Source organism: Azospirillum endophyticum, assembly GCF_016595245.1.
In the GTDB taxonomy this organism is placed as follows: domain Bacteria; phylum Pseudomonadota; class Alphaproteobacteria; order Azospirillales; family Azospirillaceae; genus Azospirillum; species Azospirillum endophyticum.
In genome coordinates, this window is the sequence record NZ_JAENHM010000008.1 from 35822 (window position 1) to 60642 (window position 24821).

Annotated in this window: 26 protein-coding genes; 16 read left to right on the forward strand and 10 right to left on the reverse strand. The window is 67.8% G+C overall.

What is annotated here, in order from left to right; all coding sequences use genetic code 11:
* Positions 1-7: 7 nt before the first annotated feature.
* Positions 8-166: an entericidin A/B family lipoprotein gene (locus tag JHL17_RS02905; RefSeq protein WP_200190552.1), complete on the reverse strand. Its 159-nt coding sequence runs from the start codon at positions 164-166 to the stop codon at positions 8-10.
* A 174-nt stretch (positions 167-340) separates the two neighbouring features.
* Between JHL17_RS02905 and JHL17_RS02910 the strand changes: the two genes are divergently transcribed.
* Together JHL17_RS02910 and lpdA are read left to right on the forward strand one after the other, a co-directional pair.
* Positions 341-928: a Uma2 family endonuclease gene (locus tag JHL17_RS02910; protein WP_200190553.1), complete on the forward strand. Its 588-nt coding sequence runs from the start codon at positions 341-343 to the stop codon at positions 926-928.
* Positions 929-1088: 160 nt separating this feature from the next.
* A complete protein-coding gene (gene lpdA, locus JHL17_RS02915; protein ID WP_200190554.1) occupies positions 1089-2486 on the forward strand; it encodes a dihydrolipoyl dehydrogenase in 1398 nt (465 codons plus the stop codon).
* 69 nt (positions 2487-2555) lie between these two features.
* Here the strand turns inward: lpdA and JHL17_RS02920 are convergent, their stop codons facing one another.
* The 6 genes from JHL17_RS02920 to fsa all read right to left on the reverse strand — a co-directional run bounded on the left by JHL17_RS02920 (position 2556) and on the right by fsa (position 8460).
* Positions 2556-3185 carry a nucleotidyl transferase AbiEii/AbiGii toxin family protein gene (locus tag JHL17_RS02920; protein WP_200190555.1) on the reverse strand — a complete coding sequence of 210 codons (630 nt, stop codon included), beginning with the start codon at positions 3183-3185 and terminating at the stop codon, positions 2556-2558.
* A complete protein-coding gene (locus JHL17_RS02925) occupies positions 3094-3501 on the reverse strand; it encodes a hypothetical protein (protein WP_200190556.1) in 408 nt (135 codons plus the stop codon). Before JHL17_RS02925 ends, JHL17_RS02920 begins: the two co-directional genes overlap by 92 nt.
* Before the next feature lie 125 nt (positions 3502-3626).
* Positions 3627-5774 carry a methyl-accepting chemotaxis protein gene (locus JHL17_RS02930; protein WP_247893279.1) on the reverse strand — a complete coding sequence of 716 codons (2148 nt, stop codon included), beginning with the start codon at positions 5772-5774 and terminating at the stop codon, positions 3627-3629.
* A gap of 342 nt (positions 5775-6116) precedes the next feature.
* Entirely contained in the window at positions 6117-7067 is a 951-nt protein-coding gene (locus JHL17_RS02935) for a tyrosine-type recombinase/integrase (protein WP_200190558.1), read from the reverse strand.
* Positions 7064-7786 (reverse strand): DUF484 family protein, encoded by a 723-nt coding sequence (locus tag JHL17_RS02940; RefSeq protein ID WP_200190559.1) that lies wholly within the window; start codon positions 7784-7786, stop codon positions 7064-7066. Before JHL17_RS02940 ends, JHL17_RS02935 begins: the two co-directional genes overlap by 4 nt.
* A 17-nt stretch (positions 7787-7803) precedes the next feature.
* Positions 7804-8460: a fructose-6-phosphate aldolase gene (gene fsa / locus JHL17_RS02945; protein ID WP_200190560.1), complete on the reverse strand. Its 657-nt coding sequence runs from the start codon at positions 8458-8460 to the stop codon at positions 7804-7806.
* 105 nt (positions 8461-8565) lie between these two features.
* Here fsa and JHL17_RS02950 point away from each other — a divergent pair, with 105 nt between their 5' ends.
* Together JHL17_RS02950 and JHL17_RS02955 are read left to right on the forward strand one after the other, a co-directional pair.
* Entirely contained in the window at positions 8566-10872 is a 2307-nt protein-coding gene (locus JHL17_RS02950) for a primosomal protein N' (RefSeq protein ID WP_200190561.1), read from the forward strand.
* Positions 10873-11088: 216 nt separating this feature from the next.
* The gene (locus JHL17_RS02955) at positions 11089-11604 is read left to right on the forward strand and encodes a cache domain-containing protein (protein WP_200190562.1); all 516 of its coding nucleotides are present in this window, start codon (positions 11089-11091) and stop codon (positions 11602-11604) included.
* A 106-nt stretch (positions 11605-11710) separates the two neighbouring features.
* Here the strand turns inward: JHL17_RS02955 and JHL17_RS02960 are convergent, their stop codons facing one another.
* The gene (locus tag JHL17_RS02960) at positions 11711-12106 is read right to left on the reverse strand and encodes a hypothetical protein (protein WP_200190563.1); all 396 of its coding nucleotides are present in this window, start codon (positions 12104-12106) and stop codon (positions 11711-11713) included.
* 384 nt (positions 12107-12490) lie between these two features.
* On the opposite strand from JHL17_RS02960, the gene JHL17_RS02965 reads away from it, so the two are divergent.
* The 7 genes from JHL17_RS02965 (at position 12491) to gstA (ending at position 19405) form a co-directional block, all read left to right on the forward strand.
* Positions 12491-13060, forward strand: a complete 570-nt coding sequence (locus tag JHL17_RS02965) for a F0F1 ATP synthase subunit delta (protein WP_200190564.1) — start codon at positions 12491-12493, stop codon at positions 13058-13060.
* Complete coding sequence (atpA, locus tag JHL17_RS02970; protein WP_098739059.1) at positions 13060-14589, forward strand: F0F1 ATP synthase subunit alpha; 1530 nt, start codon at positions 13060-13062, stop codon at positions 14587-14589. The genes JHL17_RS02965 and atpA overlap by 1 nt, the downstream gene beginning before the upstream one ends.
* Before the next feature lie 85 nt (positions 14590-14674).
* Positions 14675-15559 (forward strand): F0F1 ATP synthase subunit gamma, encoded by an 885-nt coding sequence (locus JHL17_RS02975; RefSeq protein ID WP_109048035.1) that lies wholly within the window; start codon positions 14675-14677, stop codon positions 15557-15559.
* Positions 15560-15645: 86 nt separating this feature from the next.
* A complete protein-coding gene (gene atpD, locus JHL17_RS02980; RefSeq protein ID WP_200190565.1) occupies positions 15646-17067 on the forward strand; it encodes a F0F1 ATP synthase subunit beta in 1422 nt (473 codons plus the stop codon).
* A 131-nt stretch (positions 17068-17198) separates the two neighbouring features.
* Positions 17199-17615 carry a F0F1 ATP synthase subunit epsilon gene (locus JHL17_RS02985; protein WP_200190566.1) on the forward strand — a complete coding sequence of 139 codons (417 nt, stop codon included), beginning with the start codon at positions 17199-17201 and terminating at the stop codon, positions 17613-17615.
* 270 nt (positions 17616-17885) lie between these two features.
* Positions 17886-18710: an acyl-ACP desaturase gene (locus JHL17_RS02990; RefSeq protein WP_200190567.1), complete on the forward strand. Its 825-nt coding sequence runs from the start codon at positions 17886-17888 to the stop codon at positions 18708-18710.
* Between the two features lie 80 nt (positions 18711-18790).
* Complete coding sequence (gstA, locus tag JHL17_RS02995; protein WP_200190568.1) at positions 18791-19405, forward strand: glutathione transferase GstA; 615 nt, start codon at positions 18791-18793, stop codon at positions 19403-19405.
* Here the strand turns inward: gstA and JHL17_RS03000 are convergent.
* Complete coding sequence (locus JHL17_RS03000; protein ID WP_345773740.1) at positions 19302-21056, reverse strand: DEAD/DEAH box helicase; 1755 nt, start codon at positions 21054-21056, stop codon at positions 19302-19304. The two genes, gstA and JHL17_RS03000, sit on opposite strands and share 104 nt — an antisense overlap.
* A gap of 320 nt (positions 21057-21376) precedes the next feature.
* Positions 21377-21919, reverse strand: a complete 543-nt coding sequence (locus JHL17_RS03005) for a superoxide dismutase family protein (protein WP_200190569.1) — start codon at positions 21917-21919, stop codon at positions 21377-21379.
* A gap of 159 nt (positions 21920-22078) precedes the next feature.
* Between JHL17_RS03005 and JHL17_RS03010 the strand changes: the two genes are divergently transcribed.
* The 5 genes from JHL17_RS03010 to JHL17_RS03030 all read left to right on the forward strand — a co-directional run bounded on the left by JHL17_RS03010 (position 22079) and on the right by JHL17_RS03030 (position 24821).
* Complete coding sequence (locus JHL17_RS03010; RefSeq protein WP_200190570.1) at positions 22079-22525, forward strand: Fur family transcriptional regulator; 447 nt, start codon at positions 22079-22081, stop codon at positions 22523-22525.
* Positions 22522-22746 (forward strand): hypothetical protein, encoded by a 225-nt coding sequence (locus JHL17_RS03015; protein ID WP_200190571.1) that lies wholly within the window; start codon positions 22522-22524, stop codon positions 22744-22746. The genes JHL17_RS03010 and JHL17_RS03015 overlap by 4 nt, the downstream gene beginning before the upstream one ends.
* A 304-nt stretch (positions 22747-23050) precedes the next feature.
* Positions 23051-23869 (forward strand): phage capsid protein, encoded by an 819-nt coding sequence (locus tag JHL17_RS03020; RefSeq protein WP_200190572.1) that lies wholly within the window; start codon positions 23051-23053, stop codon positions 23867-23869.
* Positions 23870-23950: 81 nt separating this feature from the next.
* Positions 23951-24223: a hypothetical protein gene (locus JHL17_RS03025; protein WP_200190573.1), complete on the forward strand. Its 273-nt coding sequence runs from the start codon at positions 23951-23953 to the stop codon at positions 24221-24223.
* 28 nt (positions 24224-24251) lie between these two features.
* Entirely contained in the window at positions 24252-24821 is a 570-nt protein-coding gene (locus tag JHL17_RS03030; protein ID WP_200190574.1) for a phage connector family protein, read from the forward strand.

Genomic DNA, 24821 nt, shown 5'->3' on the forward strand with positions numbered 1-24821 from the left:
GTCCGGCTTACATCTTCTTCTGGACGTTGTCGGCGCCGCGCTCGATCGCGCGGCCGCCGGCCTGCACGTCCTGGCCGGCGCCCTCGACGGTGTTGCAGGCGGCCAGCGTGGTGCCCAGCAGCGAACCCAGGATGGCGAGCAGGGCGAACTTCTTGATGGTGGTCATGGTGATCTCCGTTGCGGCGGCTGTGTGATGCCGATGGGAACGCAAGCGGGGCCGTAAAGGTTTCCGGAATCGAAGGGGGAGGGGGCTTGCGCAAAGGTGGTGCCCTTCGCGTCGGCATGGGAATGGATTACATTGGGGCTGTTGCCGAACGTCCTGTCCGGAACGGAGACCGCCATGCCGCTCGCCCGCCGCTTCACTCCGCTGACGACTGTCGAGGAATTCCTGGCAATGGAGTTCCGGGACGATGCCCGGTACGAGCTGGTCGATGGCGAGATCGTCGGACAGGCGCATCCAAGCCCGGCACACAGCACCTTGCAGATCGCCCTGGGCGCCGCCCTGCGCGATGCGCTGCGGGAAAAGGGCAAGCGAGACGGAAGCCGGTGCCGCGCCCTGTCGGAGGCAGGTATCCGTCCACATTTCGACCCGACACACAATTACCGCGTTGCCGATCTCGCCGTGACCTGCGAACCCTTCGACCCGGAAATCCCCTACACCACCGCCCCGGTGCTGCTGGTGGAGATCCTGTCGCCGACCGAGGAAAAGGCACAGCGGGCCAAGCTGCATGCCTATGCCGCCATGCCGTCGGTGCGGGAGATCCTGTTCCTCGACTCGCGGATCGTTCGGGCGGAACTGCACCGCCGCGATTCGGACAATCTCTGGCCCGCCGCACCCGAGGTGCTGGAGGAGGAGGAGCGGCTGGTGCTGGAGACGGCCGGCCTCGACATGCCGCTGGCGGAGCTTTACCGCGACCTCGGGTTCTGACCTCCGTCCGTCGGGCAACCCTGCCTCCAGGGACGAAGTGTCCCGTTGCCACGGGGCGTGAGCGCGGGCATAAATCGCCCCGCGGATCCTCCCGCTTGCCCTCCCCGCTGGATGGGACGGCTTTTGGCAACGAGCAAGAATGGCGAAAGGAAAGCCTCTCATGGCTGAAAGCACTTTTGACGTCGTCGTGATCGGCGGCGGCCCCGGCGGGTATGTCTGCGCGATCCGCGCAGCGCAGCTCGGCTTCAAGGTCGCCTGCGTCGAAAAGCGGGGGACGCTGGGCGGCACCTGCCTGAACGTCGGCTGCATCCCGTCCAAGGCTCTGCTGGCGGCGTCGGAGAAGTTCGAGGAAGCGGCCCACGGCCTCGCCAAGTTCGGCATCAAGGTCGGCGGCGTCGAACTCGACCTGCCGGGCATGCAGGCCCACAAGGACAAGGTCGTCAAGGACAACGTCACCGGCATCGAGTTCCTGTTCAAGAAGAACAAGATCGCCTGGCTGAAGGGTGCCGGCAAGATCACCGCCGCCAACACGGTCGAGGTCGAGGGCGTCGGCACCATCACCGCGTCGAAGGCGATCGTCATCGCCACCGGCTCCGACGTGACCCCGCTGCCGGGCATCGCCATCGACGAGAAGCGCGTGGTGTCCTCCACCGGCGCCCTGTCGCTGCCGGAGGTGCCCAAGCATCTGGTCGTCATCGGCGGCGGCGTGATCGGGCTGGAGCTGGGTTCCGTCTGGGGCCGTCTGGGCGCCAAGGTGACGGTGGTCGAGTATCTCGACCGCGTGCTGCCGAGCATGGACACCGAGCTGTCCAAGCAGGCCCAGCGCATCTTCGCCAAGCAGGGCATGGACTTCAAGCTGGGCACCAAGGTGACCGGCGCGTCGGTGACCGAGACCGGCGTGACCCTGACGGTCGAGCCTGCCGCCGGCGGTGCCGCGCAGACCATCGAGGCCGACGCCGTGCTGGTCGCCATCGGCCGCCGCCCCTACACCGAGGGCCTGGGGCTGGAGGCGGTGGGCGTCGAGCTGGAGCGCGGCCGCGTCAAGATCGACGGCCATTTCCAGACCAACGTGCCGGGCATCTACGCCATCGGCGACGTGGTCGAAGGCCCGATGCTGGCCCACAAGGCCGAAGAAGAGGGCGTCGCCCTGGCCGAGCAGCTGGCCGGCCAGAAGAGCCACGTCAACCACGACCTGGTTCCCGGCGTCGTCTACACCTGGCCGGAAGTCGCCGCCGTCGGCAAGACCGAGGAGCAGCTGAAGGCCGCGGGCGTCGCCTACAAGGCCGGCAAGTTCCCGTTCACCGCCAACGGCCGCGCCCGTGCCGGCGGCAACACCGACGGCTTCGTGAAGATCCTGTCTGACGCCGCCACCGACCAGGTGCTGGGCGTCCACATGATCGGCCCGAACGTGTCGGAGATGATCGGCGAGCTGGTGCTGGCCATGGAGTTCAGCGCGTCGGCCGAAGACGTCGCCCGCACCTGTCACGCCCACCCGACTTTGTCGGAAGCGGTCAAGGAAGCGGCACTGGCGGTGGACGGCCGTCCGCTGCACATCTGATCGGACAGTTCGCCTCGAATACGCGTACCAAGCGCCTCTTCCCGCATCCGTGGGAGGAGGCGTTTCATTTCAGGAGTGTGCCGGGCGGCTGGATTTGAGGAAGGAAAGCGCCCGTTCCGCAGCATCGCGTGTCATGTAGCGCTGCCCGCCGACTGTCGGATTGATGTCGGATGCCGCGGTCTCGGCATAGTCCGGAACCAACCGTTCGACCCGGTCGATGACCTTGTCCAGGCGATCCTCGACCTCCGGCAGGGAGGCTGCCAAGTCGGCAGGATCGCGTTCGAGCACCGCCGCCAGATCGAAGAGATCGCGGATCTTGAAGGAAGATGGCCGATAGAAGATCTTCTTGATCGCGATCTCCCATGGGGTCTCGATCAGGATTTCTTCGCCATCGAAAATCCAGGGACGTGTCGGAGTCTCCGTGCGGCGCCCGGCGACAATGAAGTCGATTTCGCCGCCTTCCAGATTGAGTTTGAGGTAGTTGCCCGGGTATTCGAACCCACGCCCCGCCAGCAGTGCGCGGGTGGTTGCGTTGCGCGCTGGGGTCAGGTCTCGCAGCACGTCGGAGTCACGGACGAAGATGTCGATGTCGTAGCTGACGCGGTGATCATACTGGACGGCGAGCGCCGTGCCGCCGCCGAAGCTCCAGCGCGGTCTGTCCGGGAGCGACCGTAGCAGACGGAGGGCGTCCGCGAGCAAGGCAGGCCAGCGTGAGGGCGGCCATTTCCTCGATCCAGGGATGGTTTCTTCCATCGGTCACGCCCCATATGTCAGCCGCCCGATCCAACTGATCGAAATCCACCACCCCGGCCAGCACCAGATCGTGCAGCGCCTCGATCGACACCTCGTCGAACAGGGCTTCGATGTGCGGGCGCCAGCTTGGATCGGGCCGGTCGGCGTCGAGGCAGTCGAGCAGCGTCGCCTCGTCCATCACGGCCGGACGGGGAGCGTTGATCGTGCCCAGCACGAGGGCGATGGCCCGCCGAGCCCGCTGCGACAGCGTCACATCCGACATTTCCGCCTCCGGTATCCGGCCTCCAGTGTGGGGAGATAGGGGAGGGGCGTCAACATCCGGGGAGATGAGAGACGCCAAAGGGCTCCCCTCCGGCCGGCAGGGAAGCCCTTCGCCATGTGCCCTGGTCAGGCCGCGCGGATGGTCGACAGGAAGCCGTTCACCACGGTGCGCAGGCGGCCGGCGTCGCCGGCGAGCTGGCCGGAGACCGACAGGACGGTCTCGGCGGAGCGGCCGGCCTCGACCGCGGCGCCGCGGACGTCGGCGATGGTCCTCGTCACCTCCTGGGTGCCGCCGGCGGCCTGCTGGACGTTGCGGGCGATCTCGGCGGTGGCGGACCCCTGTTCCTCCACCGCGGCGGCGATGGCGGTGGAGATCTCGTCGATCTGGGCGATGATGCCGCCGATGCCCTTGATGGCACCGGCCGTCTCGCCGGTGACCCGCTGCATGCCGGTGACGTGGCCGGCAATCTCCTCGGTCGCGCGGGCGGTCTGGCTGGCGAGGCTCTTCACCTCCTGCGCCACGACGGCGAAGCCCTTGCCGGCCTCTCCGGCGCGGGCGGCCTCGATGGTGGCATTCAGCGCCAGGAGGTTGGTCTGGCTGGCGATGTCCTGGATCAACTGCACCACCGTGCCGATCCTTTCCGCCGCCTCGGTCAGGCTGAGGACCTGTCCGTTGGCCCGCTGGGCCGCCTCCACCGCCTCGCGGGCGATCCGGGCGGAGTGGTTGACGCGCTCGCCGATCTCCTGGATCGAGGCCGACAGCTCTTCCGTGGCGCTTGCCACCGTCTGGACATTGTTGCTGGCATCCTGCGAGGCGTCGGCGACGACGCCGGCCTGCTGGCTGGTCTGGGTCGCGGTGGCGGTCATCGCCCGGGCGGTGCCGGTCATCGACTGGGCGGCGCGGTCGACACCGTCGACGACGTTCATCACCTGGGCTTCCAGAGTGTCGGCCAGTTGCAGCATGGCGGTGCGGCGCTCGGCATCGGCCTTGGCCTGATCCTCGGCCCGCTGGTCGATCATCCGCTTCAGGTCGGTCAGCATCTTGCGCAGGGCGTCGGCCAGGGCGCCGATTTCGTCGGTCTGCCGGATGTCCAGCGTCTGGTCGAAGCGGCCGGCGGCGATGCCCTCGGCGAAGGTGACGCTGGCGCGGATCGGCCGGGCGACGCCGCCGGCGACCACCCACATCACCGCGACGGCACCAAGGGCAACCAGGGCGCCGACGGCGACCTGCCACAGGATGCTGGAGTTGGCGCGCTCGCCGAGCGCCGAGGCCAGCGCCATGCCGTCGGCCAGGACGATGTCCTTCGGCACCTGGACCAGCACGGCCCACGGCTTCCCGGTGTCGCCGAGCGTGATGGGAGCGAAGCTGCGCAGCATGTTCGTGGAGGCTTCGATGTCGACATGGGGCTTGCCCGCCTGGACGCTCGCAAGATCGTCCTGCCAGGAGGCATCGAAGGTGGAGATCGACTGGCCGATCAGATCGGGCCGCGCGCTGTGGGCGACGATCAGGCCCATGTTGCTGATGATGACCACTTGGCTGCGACCGTCGAACACGGCGGCGCTGACCTTGGTCGACAGCTGCTGCACGAAGTCGAGGTTGAAGTCGGCGCCGGCCACGCCACGGAACTTGCCGCCGATGACCACCGGCACCGACAGGGTCGCCAGGAACACCTGTTTGCCCTGCACGATGTAGGGCAGGGGGTCGAGCACACTTTCTCGCCCGTTCTCCTGCGGGCCGATGTACCAGCCGCCCTTCATCACACCGTTGGGATGGCGGTCGCGGCTGTCATATTCGACCAGCGGCTGCATGGCGATGCGGCCGTTCTGGTCGCGGTTCCAATAGGGGATGAAGCGGCCGGTGGCGTCGGTGCCGGTTTCGCGGCGGTTGCGGAACTCCTCGTCCCGGCCGTCGAGCGCATTGGGCTCCCATGCCGAATAGGTGCCGTTGAACAGCGGATTGCGCTTCAGTACCGACAGCAGCACGCCGTTGAAGGCCTCACGCCGCTTTTCCGCGGGCACATTGCCGGGCAGCCCGTCGTCGGCGAGGCTGGCGAAGCTGCTTGCCATTGTCCGCGCGGCGTTCAGCGCGGTGTCGAATTCCGACTGCAACAGGCCGGCCTGGGTCGCCGCGAGATTCTGCAGGGATTCGGTCGTCTTGCTTTCGAGGATGCGTTCGACATTCTCCGTAACGAACTCGTTGCTGGAGCGCGTCGACAGCACGGCGAAGCCGACGAGCACGGCGACGGTACCGGCCAGACAGAACCCCGACAGCATCGCAATTTTTGACTGGATGGATTTTATTTGCATGGTGATTTCCCCCGCGTAAGTCTTGCGACGGGAAAGATTTGAATTTTGCTTATTAATGAAGAGTAAACATCCAATAAGGGTTGAGAGTTGGTCTTTGATGCGAAAGTAGGACGTTCGTACGTTATTGCGGATTCATCTGCGGCAGAATGTAGCAACCACTTTCAAATCTGAAAAATAACTTTGATTGGCTGTCCGTGAACCGATTGTTGCGAACCCGCATCCGGCGCGCGAAGGCTTCGCGAACATTTCACGATTAAGGCCGGGGTGAATACCCCAATATGCATTTCTTGGTTGAACAGCGGGGCTCTGTCAGCCCTTGCGTGCCCGAGGGTGGGCGTTTCGGTACACGTTCATCAGCTGTTCGTTTTCGACGTCCGTATAACGCTGAGTTGTCGACAGTGACGCGTGGCCGAGCAGATCCTGGATGGCGCGCAGGTCGCCGCCGTCCGCCAAAAGATGGGTCGCGAAACTATGTCGCAGGGCGTGCGGGGTGGCGCTTTCCGGCATCCCCATCAGGGCGCGCAGCTTCTGCATCTGGTGCTGGGCGACGCTGGCGTTCAGCCGTCCGCCGCGGGTGCCGACGAACAACGGGCCGTCGGGGGCCAGCGTGAAGGGGCAGGAGTCGATGTAGGCGCGCACCGCCTCGGTCACCGCCGGCAGGACGGGGATCATGCGGTCCTTGCGGCCCTTGCCGGTGACGCGCAGCGTGTCGCCCAGCGGCGCGTCCTTGCGCGCCAGTCCCAGCGCCTCGGAGATGCGCAGGCCGCAGCCGTAGAGCAGGGTGAACAGGGCGCGGTCGCGCTTGCCGACCCAGGGATCCTCGCGGTCGCGCTCGGCCTCCTCCAGCAGGCGGTCGGCGTCGATCTCGGTCAGCGGGCGCGGGGCCGGGCGCTTGACCTTCGGCGTGGCCAGCGTGGCGACGGCGGGGTTGTGAAGCCGGCCGCTGCGGTCCAGCCAGCGGAACAGGTTGCGCACCGCCGCCAGCTTGCGCGCCCGGCTGGCCCCGACCAGCCCGTCCATCGCCTGCCTGGACATCCAGGCGCGGAAATCCGCCGCCTTCAGCTCGCCCAGGTCGTTCAGCGACGGCGGGGAGCCGCCGCGGAATTCGGTGAGGAAGCGCAGGAACTCAGCAACGTCGGCGGTGTAGGCCGACAGGGTGTGGCGGGAGACCGCCTTCTCGCTCTCCATCCAGCGCCGCCAATGGGCCAGCGCGTCCTGGACGTCGGGCTTGGCGGAGAAACTCAAAACAGGCTCGGTCACGCCGGCAGCTCCAGCCAGCCGCGGATGACCCGCTCGACGACGCGGGCGAGGAAGCCGACCAGCTCGGTGCCCTGGCCGCCGTGGAAGGTGTCGGGTTCGCGGCTGCCGAAGGCCAACAGGCCGTCGGGCGTCTCGCTGGAGACCTGGATGCGGATCAGCGCCTCCGAACGGACGAGGCCGGCGCCGGGGCCGTAGATCTCGGGATCGCCCTGGATGTCGGTGTTCAGCACCACGTCGGCCCGGCCCAGCCGGTCGGCGATGGCGCCCGGCTCCACCACCCGCACGCCGGAGCGGTGGACATGGGGGATGTCGCTGCCATTGGATTCGATGACCAGACAGGCGACGTCGAGGTCGAGCAGGACCGCGAGGTCGGTGGTGATGGTCTGGATCAGCTGCTCGAAGCTCTGGGCATCGAGCAGGAACAGGACCGCGGCATGGATGCGGTTCTGGCTGTTCATGTTGGCCCGGCTGGTGCCGATCAGTTCGCGCTGCTGGTCCTTGAGGGTGCGGACCTCGGCGCGCAGCCGGTCGACCATGAAGGCCTGGAGGTCCACCACCCCGCGCCCGCGGTCGACCGACGGCGGGGTCAGGTGGTGGACCAGATCGGCGTTCTGGGCCAGGAAGTCCGGGTGGCTCCGCAGATAGGCGCGCACATCCTCCGAAGAGAGCGTCGACGCCTGGCGCGGGGTGTGACCCGGTTCGCGGCCCCTGTCGGCCATGATCGCTCCGGCCCGCCTTACAGGATCGACTGGCCGGTCTTCTTCCAGTCCTCGACGAACTGGGAGAGACCCTTGTCGGTCAGCGGGTGGGTGAACAGCTGCTTCAGGACCGACGCCGGCGCGGTCACGACATGGGCGCCCAGGCGGGCGGCCTTGACGATGTGCATCGGGTTGCGGATCGAGGCGACCAGCACTTCGGTCTTGAAGGCGTCGTAATTGTCATAGATCTCGCAGATGTCCTTGATGATACCCATGCCGTCCTGGCCGATGTCGTCCAGCCGGCCGACGAAGGGCGACACGAAGCTGGCGCCGGCCTTGGCCGCCAGGATCGCCTGGGCGGGGGAGAAGCACAGCGTGACGTTGACCATCGTCCCTTCGGACGAGATGATCTTGCAGACCTTCAGGCCGGCCGGAGTCAGCGGCACCTTCACCGCGACGCGGTGGGAGATCTTGGCGATCTTATGGGCCTCGGCGAGCATGGTCTCGAAGTCGGTGGAGGCCACCTCTGCACTGACCGGACCGTTGACGACGTCGCAAATCTCGGCCACGAGGTCGAGGAATTGACGGCCGGACTTGGCGATCAGGGAGGGGTTGGTGGTAACACCGTCCAGCAGACCGCTATCGGCCAGATCGCGGATCTCGGCGATGTCGGCGGTGTCGACGAAGAACTTCATGACGAAGGGTCCATGCTTGCTGATGTTGACCGGAACCGGCCGCGCCGGAAAGCTGACCGACGCACCGTCCCGCCCGGTGCCCGGGACATGAGGCCACTCTAGCCGATGCGTTCGACTTCCGCCAGTTCCGCCCCGGGCTTCCAAGGGGATCTTCTTGGGGCCACACCCGAAACGGGGCAGCCCGAAGGCGATTCCACGCCCGAAACCGCCGGTTTTCCGGCAAAGCCGCCGGCTGGCCAGCCCGACCGCCGCGTCGCCGTCCTGCTGCCGCTGCCGCTGCGCGAGGCCTACGACTACCGCGTGCCGGAGGGGATGGCGCTGGTCGCCGGCGATTTCGTCGAGGTGCCGCTCGGACCGCGCCGGGTGATCGGCGTCGTCTGGGGACCCGGTGCCGGCACGGTGGAGCCGGGGCGGCTGAAGGCGGTGGTGCGCCGGTTCGACGTGCCGCCGATGACCGACGTCGGCCGCCGCTTCGTCGAATGGGTCGCGGCCTACACCATGACGCCGCCGGGATTCGTCCTGCGCATGGCGGTCAGCGTGCCGTCGGCGCTGGAGCCGCCCAAGCCGATGCTGGCCTATCTGCGCAAGCAAGGCGCGGAGCCGCCGCCGGGCTTCAAGATGACCGAAGCCCGCAAGCGCATCCTGGCGCTGCTGGAGGAGGGGCCGCCCCGCACCCCGGCGGAACTGGCCGAGGAGGCCGGCTGCGGCGTCACCGTGGTGCGCGGGCTGGCGGAGGCCGGGCTGCTGGACCCCGTCATGCTGCAGCCGACCCGCCTCGGCCGGCCGGACTGGCACCGTCCCGGCCCCGCCCTGTCGCCCGACCAGCAGGCGGCGGCCGACGACCTGCGGGAGCGGGTGGCGTCGGGCAGCTATTCCACCGTGCTGCTCGACGGCGTCACCGGGTCGGGCAAGACCGAGGTCTATTACGAGGCGATCTCCGCCGCGCTGGAACAAGGCAAGCAAGCCTTGGTCTTGCTGCCGGAAATCGCGCTGTCGGCGCAATGGCTGGACCGCTTCGCCCGGCGCTTCGGGGCGCCGCCGGCGGAATGGCATTCGGAACTGACCGGGGCGCAGCGCCGCGACACCTGGCGCGCGGTGGCGAAGGGCGAGGTGCCGGTGGTGGTGGGCGCGCGCTCCGCGCTGTTCCTGCCCTATCCCGACCTGGGCGTCATCATCGTCGACGAGGAGCACGACTCCGCCTACAAGCAGGAGGAGGGGGCGATCTACCATGCCCGCGACATGGCAGTGGCGCGGGCGCATCTGGGCGGGCTGCCCGTCGCGCTGGTTTCCGCCACGCCGTCGCTGGAGACCAAGGTCAATGCCGACAGCCACCGCTATGCCCGGATCGAGCTGCCGGCCCGCCATGGCGGCGCCGTGCTGCCCGACGTCGAGCTGGTCGATCTGCGGCGCGACCGCCCGCCCGCCCGTCACTGGCTGGCACCCAGCCTGCGCAAGGCGCTGACCGACACGCTGGCGGCGGGCGAACAGGCGATGCTGTTCCTGAACCGCCGCGGCTACGCCCCGCTGACCCTATGCCGTGCCTGCGGCCACCGCATGCAATGCCCGAACTGCACCGCCTGGCTGGTTGAGCACCGGCTCGCCCGCAAGCTGCAATGCCACCATTGCGGCCTGCAGCAGCCCTTGCCCCATGCCTGCCCGGAATGCGGGGAGGAGGGCACGATGGCCGCCTGCGGTCCAGGCGTGGAGCGCATCGCCGAGGAGGTGGCGGAGCTGTTCCCCGAGGCGCGCGCTGCGATCATGGCGTCCGACACCCTGCATGGCCCGCGCGCCATCCAGGAGATGGTGGAGAGCATCGGCCGGCACGAGCTGGACATCATCATCGGCACCCAGGTGATGGCGAAGGGCCACCATTTCCCGATGCTGACGCTGGTCGGGGTGGTCGATGCCGATCTGGGGCTGAACGGCGGCGACCTGCGGGCGGCGGAGCGCACCTACCAGCTTCTCCATCAGGTGGCCGGCCGCGCCGGGCGCGGCGAGCGGCCGGGGCGGGTGATGCTGCAGACCTTCATGCCCGAGCATCCGGTGATGCAGGCGCTGGCCGCCGGCGACCGCGACGGCTTCTACCAGCTGGAGGCGGAGATGCGGCTGGAGGCCGGCATGCCGCCCTTCGGCCGGCTGGCGGCGCTGATCGTGTCGGGCGAGGACCCGACGCTGGTGGAGCGGGTGGCGATGGCGCTCGGCCGCGCCGCCCCGCGCAGCGAGACCGTCCATGTGCTGGGGCCGGCCCCGGCGCCGCTGGCCCTGCTGCGCGGACGGCACCGCCGTCGCCTGCTGCTGAAGGCGCCGCGCAGCACCCAGGTGCAGCCGCTGATCGCGGAATGGCTGGACAAGGTGGAGATCCCGCCGGCCATCCGGGTCCAGATCGACGTCGACCCTTACAGCTTCCTATAGGCAGCTTCCGGCAGGTGGCGTCCGTCGGACGCCGTCGGGACGGGAGACCGATTGCTGCGGCGAATTGACCCGGCCGCGGCGCCGGGGCGGTCGGACATGGCACCTGTGACGTTTGGTCCATTGCGTGGCACGCGGCATGGTATTACCACGGACAGAATGGTTCCGAATCCAAACATCCTTCCCGGACCCGAACATTCCAGGCACAGGTTCAGGCTGATGGTCGGCATGATCTCCAAGCTTCGTCTGCGCGTCCAGCGGCAAACCCTGCTGACGGTGTTGCCGGTCCTTCTGCTGCTGGTGGTCATCGCCTTCGCCGCCGGCGCTCCGGCCCGCACCCGCGGCACCGACGTCGAGGCGCTGACGATGATCGACCGTACCCAGAAGCTGCTGGAGCGGATCGGTCCGGACGCGGCGGCCGAAGCCTTTGCCGGCCATGATAGCGCTTTCACCGACCGCGACCTCTACCCGATGCTGCTGGACGACAAGGGCGTGATGGTCGCCCATGGCTGGACAGCGACGCTGAACGGCTCCAACCTGAAGGACCTGCACGACATCGACGGCAAGCCCTTCATCCGCGAGGCGCTGGACGGCGTGGCGCGCGACGGCCGCACCGACGTCACCTATCAGTGGATCGATCCGCTGACGGGCCAGGTCGCGCGCAAGACGATGCACGCTCGCCGCCTGGTGCTGAACGGCAAGCCCTACATGCTGGCGGTCGGGGTCTATCGCTGAGACGTCGGGGGCGGCGCATTTATGAAACCGGTGCGGCGGGGTGCCGCGCGGCACTTTTTTACATGGTGGAATTCAGGGAAGAGTGCCGGGGAGTGCCGGCGGGCGATCAGAGGAGCCGCGGGCGGCGCGGACGCCAGATCGACAGGCAGTCTGCGGCGCTGTCGCCGGCCCCGATGCCGTACCAGCCGGAGCGGTCGTGGAAGGACAGGCTGTAGCGGCCTTTGGCGTCGCGTTCGAACCGGAAGACCGGGCGGTCCACCTCGGGCAGCAGGACCAGAAGCCGGTCGTGGGTGCGCCCCGACTCGCGCAGCACACCGACCCAATGCCCGTCCCGAATCTTCGGTTCGGCCACCGCGGCGAAGACGTCCAGGTCGTCCGGCGTGAAGCGGGCGCGGCAGAATTGGATGACGTTCGGCGCGCTGTCCTCCGGCCTGAAGCCGGCGTCCGCTTCGGCATTCGCGGCGGTGCTCGCAACGGTGTCGGTCGTCGGCAGGATGGTCATTGCGCAAGGGTTCCTGGTCGCTCGGAGCGGCTGCGGCGGGACAAAACGACGGGAATACAAAGGATCGGATCGGCCGCCCGCGCGGTTCCGGCCGACCCTGGATCAGATTGGTTAACCTTGAATTAAACCGGGAATAGGGCCACATCGAAGTCACAGCCGGTATGACCAGTCGAACGCATCCCGAGTCATTGGCGAACGCAGTTGCGACCAATGATTCCGCAGTTGCTCAAAACGCCGCAGCCAAATTGTCCAGACCCCGTTGCGTGGTGGCGATTCCTGTGATATTGGACCGCTCGCTTTCGCGGCCGGGGTGTTTGTGCCTCGGGTTGACACCCTATAAGGCCGCCGAATTCACCGTCTACCGAACTCAATTCGAGGGATCAGGTGGCATCCGAAGGAACAGGCGTATCCGAACTCGCCGCGCGTTACTCCAACGCGCTGTTCGAGCTTGCGGACGAAAACCAGGCGTTGGACACGGTCGCGAGCGATCTGGCCACGCTGAAGCAGATCCTGGCCGAGAGCGCTGACCTCCGTCGCCTCGTCCGCAGCCCCGTCATCAGCCGTGCCGATCAGGGCAGGGCCATGGCCGCCGTCCTGGACGGCGCCGGCCTGTCGGAGCTGACCAAGCGCTTCATCGGGCTGGTGGCGGCCAACCGCCGCCTGTTCGCGATCGACGGCATGATCGAAGGCTTCCTGGCCGAGCTGGCCCGGCGCCGCGGCGAGGTCACCGCCCAGGTCACCTCGGCCCAGCCGCTGAGCGACGCCCAGCGCAACGCCGTGATCGACGCGCTCAAGGCGTCCATCGGTTCCAAGGTGCTGGTGAACACCTCCGTCGATCCCGAGCTGATCGGCGGCATGATCGTTAAGTTCGGCTCGCGCATGGTCGATACCTCGGTGCGGACGAAGCTGAACAAATTGCAACTCGCCATGAAGGCCTCAGGGGGATCAGTCTGATGGATATCCGCGCCGCAGAAATCTCTGCGATCCTCAAGCAGCAGATCGCGAATTTCGGGACCGAGGCGGATGTCGCCGAGGTTGGTCAGGTTCTGTCGGTGGGTGACGGCGTCGCCCGCGTGCACGGCCTGGACAACGTCCGCGCCGGCGAGATGGTCGAGTTCCCGGGTGGCCTGCAGGGCATGGCGCTGAACCTCGAGACCGACAATGTCGGTATCGTGATCTTCGGCGACGACCGCGGCATCAAGGAAGGCGACACCGTCAAGCGCACCGGCACCATCGTCGACGTTCCGGTCGGCCGCGGCCTGCTCGGCCGCGTCGTGGACGGCCTTGGCAACCCGATCGACGGCAAGGGCCCGCTGGTCGACGTGACCCGCACCCGCGTGGAAGTGAAGGCCCCCGGCATCATCCCGCGCAAGTCGGTGCACGAGCCGATGCAGACCGGCCTGAAGGCCGTCGACAGCCTGGTTCCGATCGGGCGCGGCCAGCGCGAGCTGATCATCGGTGACCGCCAGACCGGCAAGACCGCCGTCGTCATCGACACCTTCCTGAACCAGAAGCCGATCAACCAGGGCGACGACGAGAGCAAGAAGCTCTACTGCATCTACGTCGCCGTCGGCCAGAAGCGCTCCACCGTCGCCCAGATCGTCAAGACCCTGGAAGACGCCGGCGCCATGGAATACTCCATCGTCGTCGCCGCCACCGCGTCGGAGCCGGCTCCGCTGCAGTTCCTGGCGCCGTACACCGGCTGCACGATGGGCGAGTATTTCCGCGACAACGGCATGCACGCCCTGATCGTGTACGACGATCTGTCCAAGCAGGCCGTCGCCTACCGCCAGATGTCGCTGCTGCTCCGCCGTCCGCCGGGCCGCGAAGCCTATCCGGGCGACGTGTTCTACCTCCACAGCCGCCTGCTGGAGCGCGCCGCCAAGATGGGCGACGCCCACGGCAACGGCTCGCTGACCGCCCTGCCGGTCATCGAGACCCAGGCCGGCGACGTGTCCGCCTACATCCCGACCAACGTGATCTCGATCACCGACGGTCAGATCTTCCTGGAAACCGGCCTGTTCTACAAGGGCATCCGTCCCGCCATCAACGTCGGCCTGTCGGTGAGCCGCGTCGGCTCCGCCGCCCAGATCAAGGCGATGAAGCAGGTCGCCGGCACCATCAAGATGGAACTCGCGCAGTACCGCGAGATGGCCGCCTTCGCCCAGTTCGCCTCGGACCTCGACGCCTCGACCCAGCGCCTGCTGGCCCGCGGCGCCCGTCTGACCGAGCTGCTGAAGCAGGGCCAGTTCCAGCCGCTGCCCGTCGAAGAGCAGGTCGTGTCGATCTTCGCCGGCGTGAAGGGCTACCTGGACGCCATCAAGGTCGAGGACGTCAACCGCTTCGAGGCCAAGTTCCTGTCGGAAATCCGCGCCAAGGGCGCCGATATCCTGGCGGCGATCCGCACCGACAAGCAGATCACCTCGGCGACCGAAGAGAAGCTGAAGGCTTTCCTCGACGGCTTCGCCAAGGTCTTCGCCTGACCGACCGCGCGCGGGGGCGGGAAACCGCCCCCCACCGTCTTGAAGACGGTCACGGAACGACCTCGAGCGGAATTGAAGGGCCGGCATGCCTAACCTCAAGGACCTAAAGAACCGGATCGCGAGCGTCCAGTCGACGCGCAAGATCACCTCGGCCATGAAGATGGTTGCGGCTTCCAAGCTGCGCCGCGCCCAGGAGCAGGCGGAAGCCAGCGGTCCCTACGCGGAGCGTATGGGCCGGATGCTGTCGTCCCTGGCCGCCAACGTGCAGGACAGCGGCAACGGGCCGAAGCTGATGACCGGGACGGGCGCCGACAAGGTGCATCTGCTGGTCGTCATCAGCTCCGACCGCGGTCTGTGCGGTGCCTTCAACGGCTCCATCGTCCGCGAGGCCAAGCGCCAGATCACGCGCCTGCAGGGCGAGGGCAAGACCGTCAAGGTGCTGACCGTCGGCCGCAAGGGCCGCGACCAGCTCCGTCGCGAATTCGCCTCGCTGATCGTCGAGAGCTACGAGGATGTCGGCCGCCGCCGGCTCGGCTTCAGCGACGCCGACATGGTGGCGACGAAGGTGCTGGCGATGTTCGACGCCGGCGAGTTCGACGTCTGCTCGGTCGTCTTCAACAAGTTCAAGTCGGCGATCTCGCAGATCGTCACGGTTCAGCAGCTCATTCCCTTCGCCGTCCCCGGCGAGGCGGTCGCGGCCACCGACGAGGTGAAGCCGCTCTATGAGTTCGAGCCGGACGAGGAGCAGATCCTCGCCGAACTGCTGCCGCGCAACCTGTCCATCCAGATCTACCGCGCCCTCCTGGAGAGCGCGGCGTCCGAACAGGGCGCCCGGATGACCGCGATGGACAACGCGACGCGCAACGCCGGCGACATGATCAACAAGCTGACGATCACCTACAACCGGACGCGCCAGGCCTACATCACCAAGGAGCTGATCGAGATCATCTCCGGTGCCGAGGCCCTGTAACGGCGGCATCCGACCCGTAGGGTCAAGCCCATTTGCGCCGGCGACGGCATACCGACACTTATCGAGTTCCTAGGGAGCTTTACTCCATGGCCACCACCAATTCTGTCGGCAAGATCACGCAGGTCACGGGCGCCGTCGTGGACGTGCAGTTCGACGGCGACCTGCCGGCGATCCTGAACGCGCTGCACACCCAGAACGACGGCAAGACCCTCGTTCTGGAAGTGGCGCAGCACCTGGGCGAGAGCACGGTCCGCACCATCGCCATGGACAGCACCGACGGTCTGGTGCGTGGCTCGGAAGTGACGGACACCGGCAACCCGATCGCCGTGCCGGTCGGCCCGGAGACGCTGGGCCGCATCATCAACGTCATCGGCGAGCCGATCGACGAGCGCGGCGCCGTCAACGCCGCCCGCACCCTGCCGATCCACCGTCAGGCCCCGGACTTCGTCGACCAGTCGACGGACGCCGAAGTGCTGATCACCGGCATCAAGGTCATCGACCTGCTGGCCCCCTACGCCAAGGGCGGTAAGATCGGCCTGTTCGGCGGCGCCGGCGTCGGCAAGACCGTGACGATCATGGAGCTGATCAACAACGTCGCCAAGGCGCATGGCGGCGTGTCGGTGTTCGCCGGCGTGGGCGAGCGTACCCGCGAGGGCAACGATCTCTACCACGAGATGATCGAGTCGGGCGTCATCAAGCTCGACGGCCCGGGCTCGAAGGTGGCCCTGGTGTACGGCCAGATGAACGAGCCGCCGGGCGCCCGCGCCCGCGTCGCGCTGAGCGGCCTGACGCTGGCGGAATACTTCCGCGACGAGGAAGGCCAGGACGTGCTGTTCTTCGTCGACAACATCTTCCGCTTCACCCAGGCCGGTTCGGAAGTGTCGGCGCTGCTGGGCCGCATCCCGTCGGCGGTGGGCTACCAGCCGACGCTGGGCACCGACATGGGCGCCCTGCAGGAGCGCATCACCTCGACCAAGAAGGGTTCGATCACCTCGGTGCAGGCCATTTACGTGCCCGCCGACGATCTGACCGACCCGGCCCCGGCCGCTTCCTTCGCCCACCTCGACGCCACCACGGTGCTGTCGCGCTCGATCGCCGAAATGGCCATCTTCCCGGCCGTGGACCCGCTCGACTCGACCAGCCGCATCCTCGACCCACGCGTCGTCGGTGAGGACCATTACGCCGTCGCCCGTTCGGTCCAGAAGGTTCTGCAGACCTACAAGTCGCTGCAGGACATCATCGCCATCCTGGGCATGGACGAGCTGTCGGAAGAGGACAAGCTGGTCGTCGCCCGCGCCCGCAAGATCCAGCGCTTCCTGTCGCAGCCCTTCCACGTCGCCGAGGTGTTCACCGGCACGCCGGGCGTGCTGGTCCCGCTGGACGAGACCATCAAGGGCTTCAAGGGCATCGTGAACGGCGACTACGATCACCTGCCGGAGGCCGCCTTCTACATGGTCGGCACCATCGACGAGGCGATCGCCAAGGCCAAGAAGCTGGCCGCCGCCTGATCCATCCGGGATCGCGGCATCCCGGTCCGGCCAAGCTCGAGAGGGCGCCCGCCGGACGGGAATCGACATCAGCACACCCCCTCCCCCGTCAGCGAGGGAGGGGGTTCCTATGAAGAGGCACCAGGAAATCCATGGCCGATAAAGTCGAATTCGAGCTGGTCTCGCCGGAAAAGCTGCTGAAGTCGCTGCCGGTGGACATGGTCGTGGTGCCGGGTACGGAAGGCGATTTCGGCGTGCTCGCCGGTCATTCGCCGCTGATCTCGACGTTGCGTCCGGGCGTCATCGACGTCTATGAGGGCGACCGCATCGTCGACCGCGTCTTCGTCGCCGGCGGCTTCGCCGAGGTCACCGAGGCCCGCTGCACCGTGCTGGCCGAGGAAGCAGTGGCGCTGGCCGACCTCGACCGCGCCGCGGTCGACAAGCAGATCAAGGACCTGTCCGAGGATCTGGACGACAGCAAGTCGGACGCCGAGCGTGCCGCCGCCGAAGCCAAGCTGGCGGTCGCGCGCGCCAAGCTGGACGCGCTGACCCAGTCCTCCGCTCACTGAGCGGAGGCGCCCGTCGGCCCGGCTGGGCGAACGGCATACATCTCTTCGGCGGAACGGGCGGCTTGGGCTTCCAGGCCGCCCGTTTTGCGTTGCGACTTGGTTGCATCGCGACGGAGACCGATTACATTCGAAGGCCTGAACCGTGAACCCCGCCGCACCCGATGGCAAAGGGCGGGGACATGGGGACGGACCCTTTCCCGGAACGAATCTTTCCCGATATGAACCGGCCGCCACGGCAGAGCGGCCCCTAGACGAGGCGGTAGAGCGGACATGGCGCGTGCGCATTGGCGGATCGACGAGCTTCCCTGGGACCGTTTCGACGCCGGCAGGATCGATCCCGATCTGGTCCCGCTGATCAAGGCGGCGGCACTGGTGGAGTTCAACGCCGACGACTACACCGCCTATCTGTGCAACGTCTTCAAGGATGATCCGGAGTTCCAGGAAGCCGCCCATGGCTGGTCGGTCGAGGAGGTCCAGCATGGCGAGGCGCTGGGGCGCTGGGCCGAACTGGTCGACCCGACCTTCGACTTCCGGGCGGCGGTCGCGCGTTTCCGCGCCGGCTACCGCGTGCCGATCGATCTCGACGCCTCGGTCCGCGGCTCGCGCACCGGCGAGATGATCGCCCGCTGCATGGTGGAGACCGGCACCAGTTCCTACTACGCCGCCATCGGCGATTCGACCGACGAGCCGGTGCTGAAGGAGATCTGCCGCAACATCGCCGCCGACGAGCTGCGGCACTACAAGATCTTCTACACCTACGCCAAGAAGTATCTGGAGCGCGAAGGGCTGAACAAGGTCCAGCGGCTGAAGGTGGCGCTGTCGCGCATCGGCGAGTCCGAGGACGACGAGCTGGCCTACGCCTATTACGCCGCCAACGCCCCGGCCGACGCCGTCTACGAGCACAAGCTCTACAACGCCGCCTACAAGCGCCGCGCCTTTGGCCGCTACCGCCGCAAGCATGTCGACCGCGCCATCGCCATGGTGTTCAAGGCCTGTGGGCTGAAGCCACACACCCGGCTGTGCCAGCTGGCTTCGCGCGGCGCCTGGTGGTTCCTCGACCGTCAAGCCAGGAAGCTGGCGGCACAGGCGGTCTGACGCCCTCGGGAAAGCTGGCGGCGCCGGTCCCTTTGGGGTAGCCATTGCAGCGCCAACCAGCCAAAGAGGGTCTCGGAGACATGAAGCTCTATTACAAGCCGGGCGCCTGCTCGCTGTCGCCGCACATCGTCCTGCGCGAAGCCGGGTTGCCCTTCGATCTGGTCAAGGTCGATCTCGCCGCCAAGACGCTGGCCGACGGCAGCGACTTCCGCGCGGTGAACCCGAAGGGGCAGGTACCGGCCCTGGCGCTCGATGAGGGCGGCATCCTGACCGAGGGTGCGGCGATCGTCCAGTACATCGCCGACAAGGCGCCGGAGAGCGGCCTGATTCCGGCGGCCGGCACGATCGAGCGCTACCGCGTGCAGGAGTTGCTGAACTTCATCGGGTCGGAACTGCACAAGGGCGTCGTCCCCCTGTTCCCGATGCTGAAGGACAAGGTGTCCGACACCTATCGCGAATTCGCCGCCCAGGTGTTGGGCGCCAAGCTGGCGATCCTCAACCAGCAGCTCGAGGGCAAGAGCTACCTGACCGGCGAGGTCTTCTCCGTTGCCGACGCCTATGCCTACACCGTGCTGAGCTGGTTGCCGCGCATCAGCTTCGACCTGTCGCCCTTCCCCAACCTGAAGGCATTCGCCGAGCGGGTCGCCGCCCGTCCGGCGGTGCAGGCGGCGCATGCTGCCGAAGCCCAGGGCTGACGGGCCTGCGGCTGACGGCCGGCTGCAATGGAAAAGGCCCCGTCTCGCGGAGAGACGGGGCCTTTTCGTTCTGGACGCTCCCGGGATCAGGCGGCGCTGGGCTTCCGGCGCATCGGGGTGTTGCCGCCGGGGGTGCCGGCAGCGCGCGGCGCCTGCTTGCCGCCGCCGTTGTTGCCGGCACCATGCCCGTTGCCGTGCGATACGGCGTGCGGAGCCGGGCGGCGGTCGTGGCGGCTCTGATCGTTGCGGGCGGCGTCCGGACGCGGCGCGCCGGCCGGCTTGCCCACCTTCTGCGGAGGCCTGGCCGCCTGCGGAGCCTTGGCCGGCTGCGGCGCCGCCTTGGGAGCCGCCTTCGGTGCCGCGCCGGCGGAGCGGGCCTGCTGCTGGTTGNCGCCTTCGGTGCCGCGCCGGCGGAGCGGGCCTGCTGCTGGTTGCGGTTGTTCTGGTTGCGGTTGCTGCCCGGCGCCTTGGGGCGGGGCGGCGGCTTGGAGGAGGCGTGGATCTGCGCCACCTCCACCGCATGGTAGGGGTGGGTGGTGTCGGCCGGGATCGGCTGGCGGATCGTCTTCTCGATGTCCTTCAGATAGCCGACCTCTTCATGGTCGCAAAAGGACACCGCGCTGCCGTCGGTGCCGGCCCGCGCGGTCCGGCCGATGCGGTGGACGTAGCTTTCCGGCTCGTTCGGCAGGTCGAAGTTGATGACGTGGCTGATGCCGTCGATGTCGATGCCGCGGGCGGCGATGTCGGTCGCCACCAGCGCCCGCAGCTCGCCGTTGCGGAAGCTCTCCAGCGCGCGGACGCGGGCCGACTGCGACTTGTCGCCATGGATGGCGTCGGCGGTGATGCCGGACTTCTTCAGGTGGTCGGCGATGCGGTCGGCGCCGTGCTTGGTGCGGGCGAAGACGATGGTGCGGGCCATCGCCGAATCTTCCAGCAGATCGGCCAGCAGGCGGCGCTTGTCGGCGCGGTCGACGAACAGGACGCGCTGGTTGATGCGCTCCACCGTGGTCGACTGCGGCGTCACCTCGATGCGCTCGGCATCGGTCAGGATGCTGTTGGCGAGCTCCACCACGGCGTCGGGCATGGTGGCGGAGAACAGCAGGGTCTGCCGGTCCTTCGGCAGCACCGCGACCACCTTCCGCACGTCGCGGATGAAGCCCATGTCGAGCATGCGGTCGGCCTCGTCGAGGACGAAGAACTCGATGGTGCCGAGGTTGACGTGGTTCTGCGCCATCAGGTCGAGCAGGCGGCCGGGGGTGGCGATCAGCACCTCGACGCCGCGGGCGATGGCGGAGACCTGCGGGCTCTGGCCGACGCCGCCGTGGATCACGGTGCGGCGGATCGGCAGATGGCGGCCGTAGGTGGTGAAGCTGTCGCCGATCTGCAGCGCCAGTTCGCGCGTCGGGGTCAGGATCAGCACGCGCGGCGACTTGGCAGCCACGCGCTTCTTGTTCTGGAACAGCCGTTGCAGGATCGGCAGCGTGAAGGCGGCGGTCTTGCCGGTGCCGGTCTGGGCGAGGCCGAGCACGTCGCGGCCGGCCAGCAGAAGCGGGATGGCGCCGGCCTGGATCGGCGTGGCCGTGGAGTAGCCCTCCTCCGCGACGGCGCGCAGAAGAGGCTCGATCAGGCCGAGGCCGGAAAATTCGGTCATGGAAGTGATGGTCCTGGTCACCAGAATGGGGGCCGCGCCAGGAGGGAGCGGCCGGGCTTGCGCGCTCCGCGGCGGGTTGGCGCGGAGCCGTCGGGCGGCGGGCGATCAGGCGCGCGCAAGTCCTGCGCGGCGCCGGGCGCCGTCCGACCCCGGACAGATAGGGCCGATGGCTTGATTTGGCAAGCAAACTCGGCGCGCGGCAGGCGTGCGCGGGTCGGTTCGCGGCTCCCAGCCTGAGCTTGGCGGGGCGGGAAGGGGCACGAACCGGCGCCGCGACTCCGCGGCAGATGGTCGCGCCCCTGGGGGCAGTGCGGCGGGGCTCAGGGCTTCTTGATGACGCCGCAGGCGAGGCGGTCGCCGGAATTGCCGGCCGGCTGGCTGAGATAATCGTCGGGCTGGGCATGGACGACGATCGAGGTGCCGCCCTGCTTGAACAGGCCGTCGGCGCCGTCGGTCAGGGTGACCATGTGGGTGATCGCCTCGAACCCCGCCTTGCCGGCCTCGTTCGCCCAGATGTTGGGAAGCTCGCCGTAATGCATGTGCTCGGCCTCCAGCCCGTGCTTGGCGCCCTGGGCGGCGAAATGGCCGCCGGCCGCCTTGAAATCGGGGGTGCAGGCGCCGTTCTCGTGGATGTGGATGCCGTGCCAGCCCGGCGACAGCCCTTCCAGCTGGCCGTGGACCAGGATGCCGTGCGGGAATTTGGTGAAGGTGACGGTACCCAGCGGCTTGCCCTGCGCATCGGCGATGGCGGCCTGGGCAGCGGGAGCCGGCGCGGGGGCGGACTGCTGCGCCAGGGCCGGTGTGCCTGCCAGGCAGAAGCCGGCGACCAGCAGGGCCGGGGTAAGGGACAGGATACGGGGCATTCCGGTGGGTCCTCCGTTTGGGCCGGCACGGTATGGCGCCGGCGGGTTCGCGACTTTGCATCGCTGCGAAACCGCTTTGGGGCTGCGAAACCGCTCTGGGATTGCGAACGGTTTTCAGTATGATGGGGGCATCGGCAAGCAAAGACCAGGGTTGGGGTTATGACGTCGCGTCTGGAAGCATTGTGCATGGAGAAGGGGCTGAAGATGACCGGCCAGCGTCGTGTCATCTCCCAGGTTTTGTCGGAGGCGGACGACCATCCCGACGTCGAGGAAGTGCATCGCCGCGCCGCGCAGATCGACCCGCGCATCTCCATCGCCACCGTCTACCGCACCATGCGGCTGCTGGAGGACGCGCAGGTGATCGAGCGCGTCGATCTGGGGGACGGCCGTGCGCGCTATGAAGAGGCGACCGCCGACCATCACCACCATCTGATCGACACCCGCACCGGCCGGATCATCGAATTCGCCAGCCCGGAGCTGGAAGCGATGAAGGAGCGGATCGCCCGCGAACTCGGCTACAAGATCGTCGGGCACCGGCTTGAAATCTACGGCGTGCCGCTGGACGAGGCGGACGACGATGCCCGGGATGAGGAGAAGCGTCCATGACCGATCCCCGTTTCACCGAGGCCGACCAGCCGATCGCCGACGCCATCGCCTGCCGCGACGCGGTGCAGCGCTGCTACTCCGGCCTGTGCCGCTGCGGCCAGCCGGAACGTTATGCGCTGGAGGCGGCGGTCACCGTCTATCGCTATCACCACCCGGAAATCCCGCCGGCCCAGGCCGAGACCATCGTCAGCCATTGGGTGGCGGGACCGGTCCGTCATTGAGGCGGCGCGCAGTTTTATGAAAATAATCCTTGCCTTGTTCTGCATAAAATCCTAGAACTAATCTTGTCAAGGCGATGGGTCCCCCCCGGATCCGAATGCCTCGACAGCACCAGAGCTCCCCCCTCGCTTCGGTCCGAAAAGGGCCGGCCGGACACTCGAAAGTCCGGCCGGCCCTTTTCGTTTTCGCGTTCCGCCCGCGGCCGGCGATGCGTCCCGCACGCAATCCCGACAACCGGGTGGTGGAACGAATCCTCCCGCCGTGCCCCGAGCGGGAGCCGCAGGAACGCGAAAGGAAATCACCCCCATGTCGACCACCATCGCCCAGGCTTTCGTCAAGCAGTTCGAGCGCGAGGTCCACGAGGCCTACCAGCGCATGGGCTCCAAGCTGCGCAACACGGTGCGCAGCAAGAACAACGTTCAGGGCGCCTCCACCATCTTCCAGAAGGTGGGCAAGGGTGCCGCCTCGACCAAGTCGCGCCACGGCGCGGTCCCGGTGATGAACCTGGACCACACGCCGGTCGACTGCGCGCTGTACGACTTCTATGCCGGCGACTGGGTCGACCGGCTGGACGAGCTGAAGACCAACATCGACGAGCGGCAGATCATCGCCAATGCCGGCGCCTATGCGCTGGGCCGCAAGACCGACGATCTGCTGATCGCCGAGCTGAACAAATCGGTGAATTACGCCGGCGGTGCCGGCGACGGGCTGACCAAGGCCAAGATCCTGGCCGCCTTCGAGATGCTGGGCGGGGCCGACGTGCCCGACGACGGCCAGCGTTATGCCATCGTCGGCTGGAAGCAGTGGAGCCAGTTGCTGGACATCGAGGAGTTCGTCAGTGCCGATTATGTCGGCTCCGACGATCTGCCCTGGCGCGGCACCCAGGCCAAACGCTGGCTCGGCACGCTGTGGCTGCCGCATTCCGGCCTGACGCTGAGCGGCAATGTCCGGCTCTGCCACTGGTACCACAAGACGGCGGTCGGCCATGCGGCGGGCGCCGACGTGAAGACCGACATCACCTGGCACGGCGACCGCGCGGCGCATTTCGTCAACAACATGATGAGCCAGGGCGCGGCGCTGATCGATGCCGCCGGCGTGGCGACCCTGCGTTGCCTGGAGAGCTGAGCGAGGGTGATGCTCCCTCTCCCGCACCGGGAGAGGGTCGTTTTTTGCGAATTCCCCAACAAATTCCGGAGACTTCGAGCCATGGCCTACGCGTCCAGGGATTTGAGCGTGCTCGCCTATGCGAACGGTTTCACGCTCTGGCACTACACCACTCTCGATCCGGCGACCGACGTCGACACCGCCGGCTATTTCAACGGGGCGGCCGACCTGCTGCGGGCGGGGGACATGCTGCTGGCGAACTGCGCGGTCGGCGCCGCGACCCCGGAGACCGGCATGCTGGTGGTGGCGGCCAGCGCCAACGGGGCGGTCGACGTCGCCAATTTGACGCCGTTCGGCACCGCCAACGGCGACTGATCCCGCATTCCTCCATCGGAGACCGTCCATGGCCCTGACCGCCATCGGCCTGTGCGGCCGCGCGCTGATCAAGCTCGGCGCCACCGCCATCGCTTCCTTCGACGACGGCTCCGCCGAGGCGGAAGTGGCCGCCGCCCTCTATGGGCCGACGCGCGATGCCCTGCTGTCGGCCAATGCCTGGAGCTTCGCCAGCGTCCAGGCGACGCTGCCGCGGCTGACGGAGCCGCCGGTCGCCGATTACGCCTGCGCCTTCCAGCTGCCCGCCGACTTCCTGCGGGCGCTGGGGGCGGGGGGCGACCGGCGGGGGCGGGGCCTGTCCTACCGCATCAACGGCCGCACCCTGCTGTGCGATGCCGGCGCCGTCACCCTGTCCTACATCGGCCGCCCGGCGGAGGAGGAATTTCCCCCCTTCTTCGATCAGGCGCTGATCGCCCGGCTCGCCGCCGAATTCTGCATTCCGCTGACCGAAAGCTCGACGCGGGCGGAGCTGCTGGCCCAACTGGCGGAAAGCGAGTTCCGCCGCGCCCGCCAGATCGATGCCCAGCAGGACAGCCAGCCCGGCTTCGAGGACTTCACCCTGATCGACGCCAGGGCATGA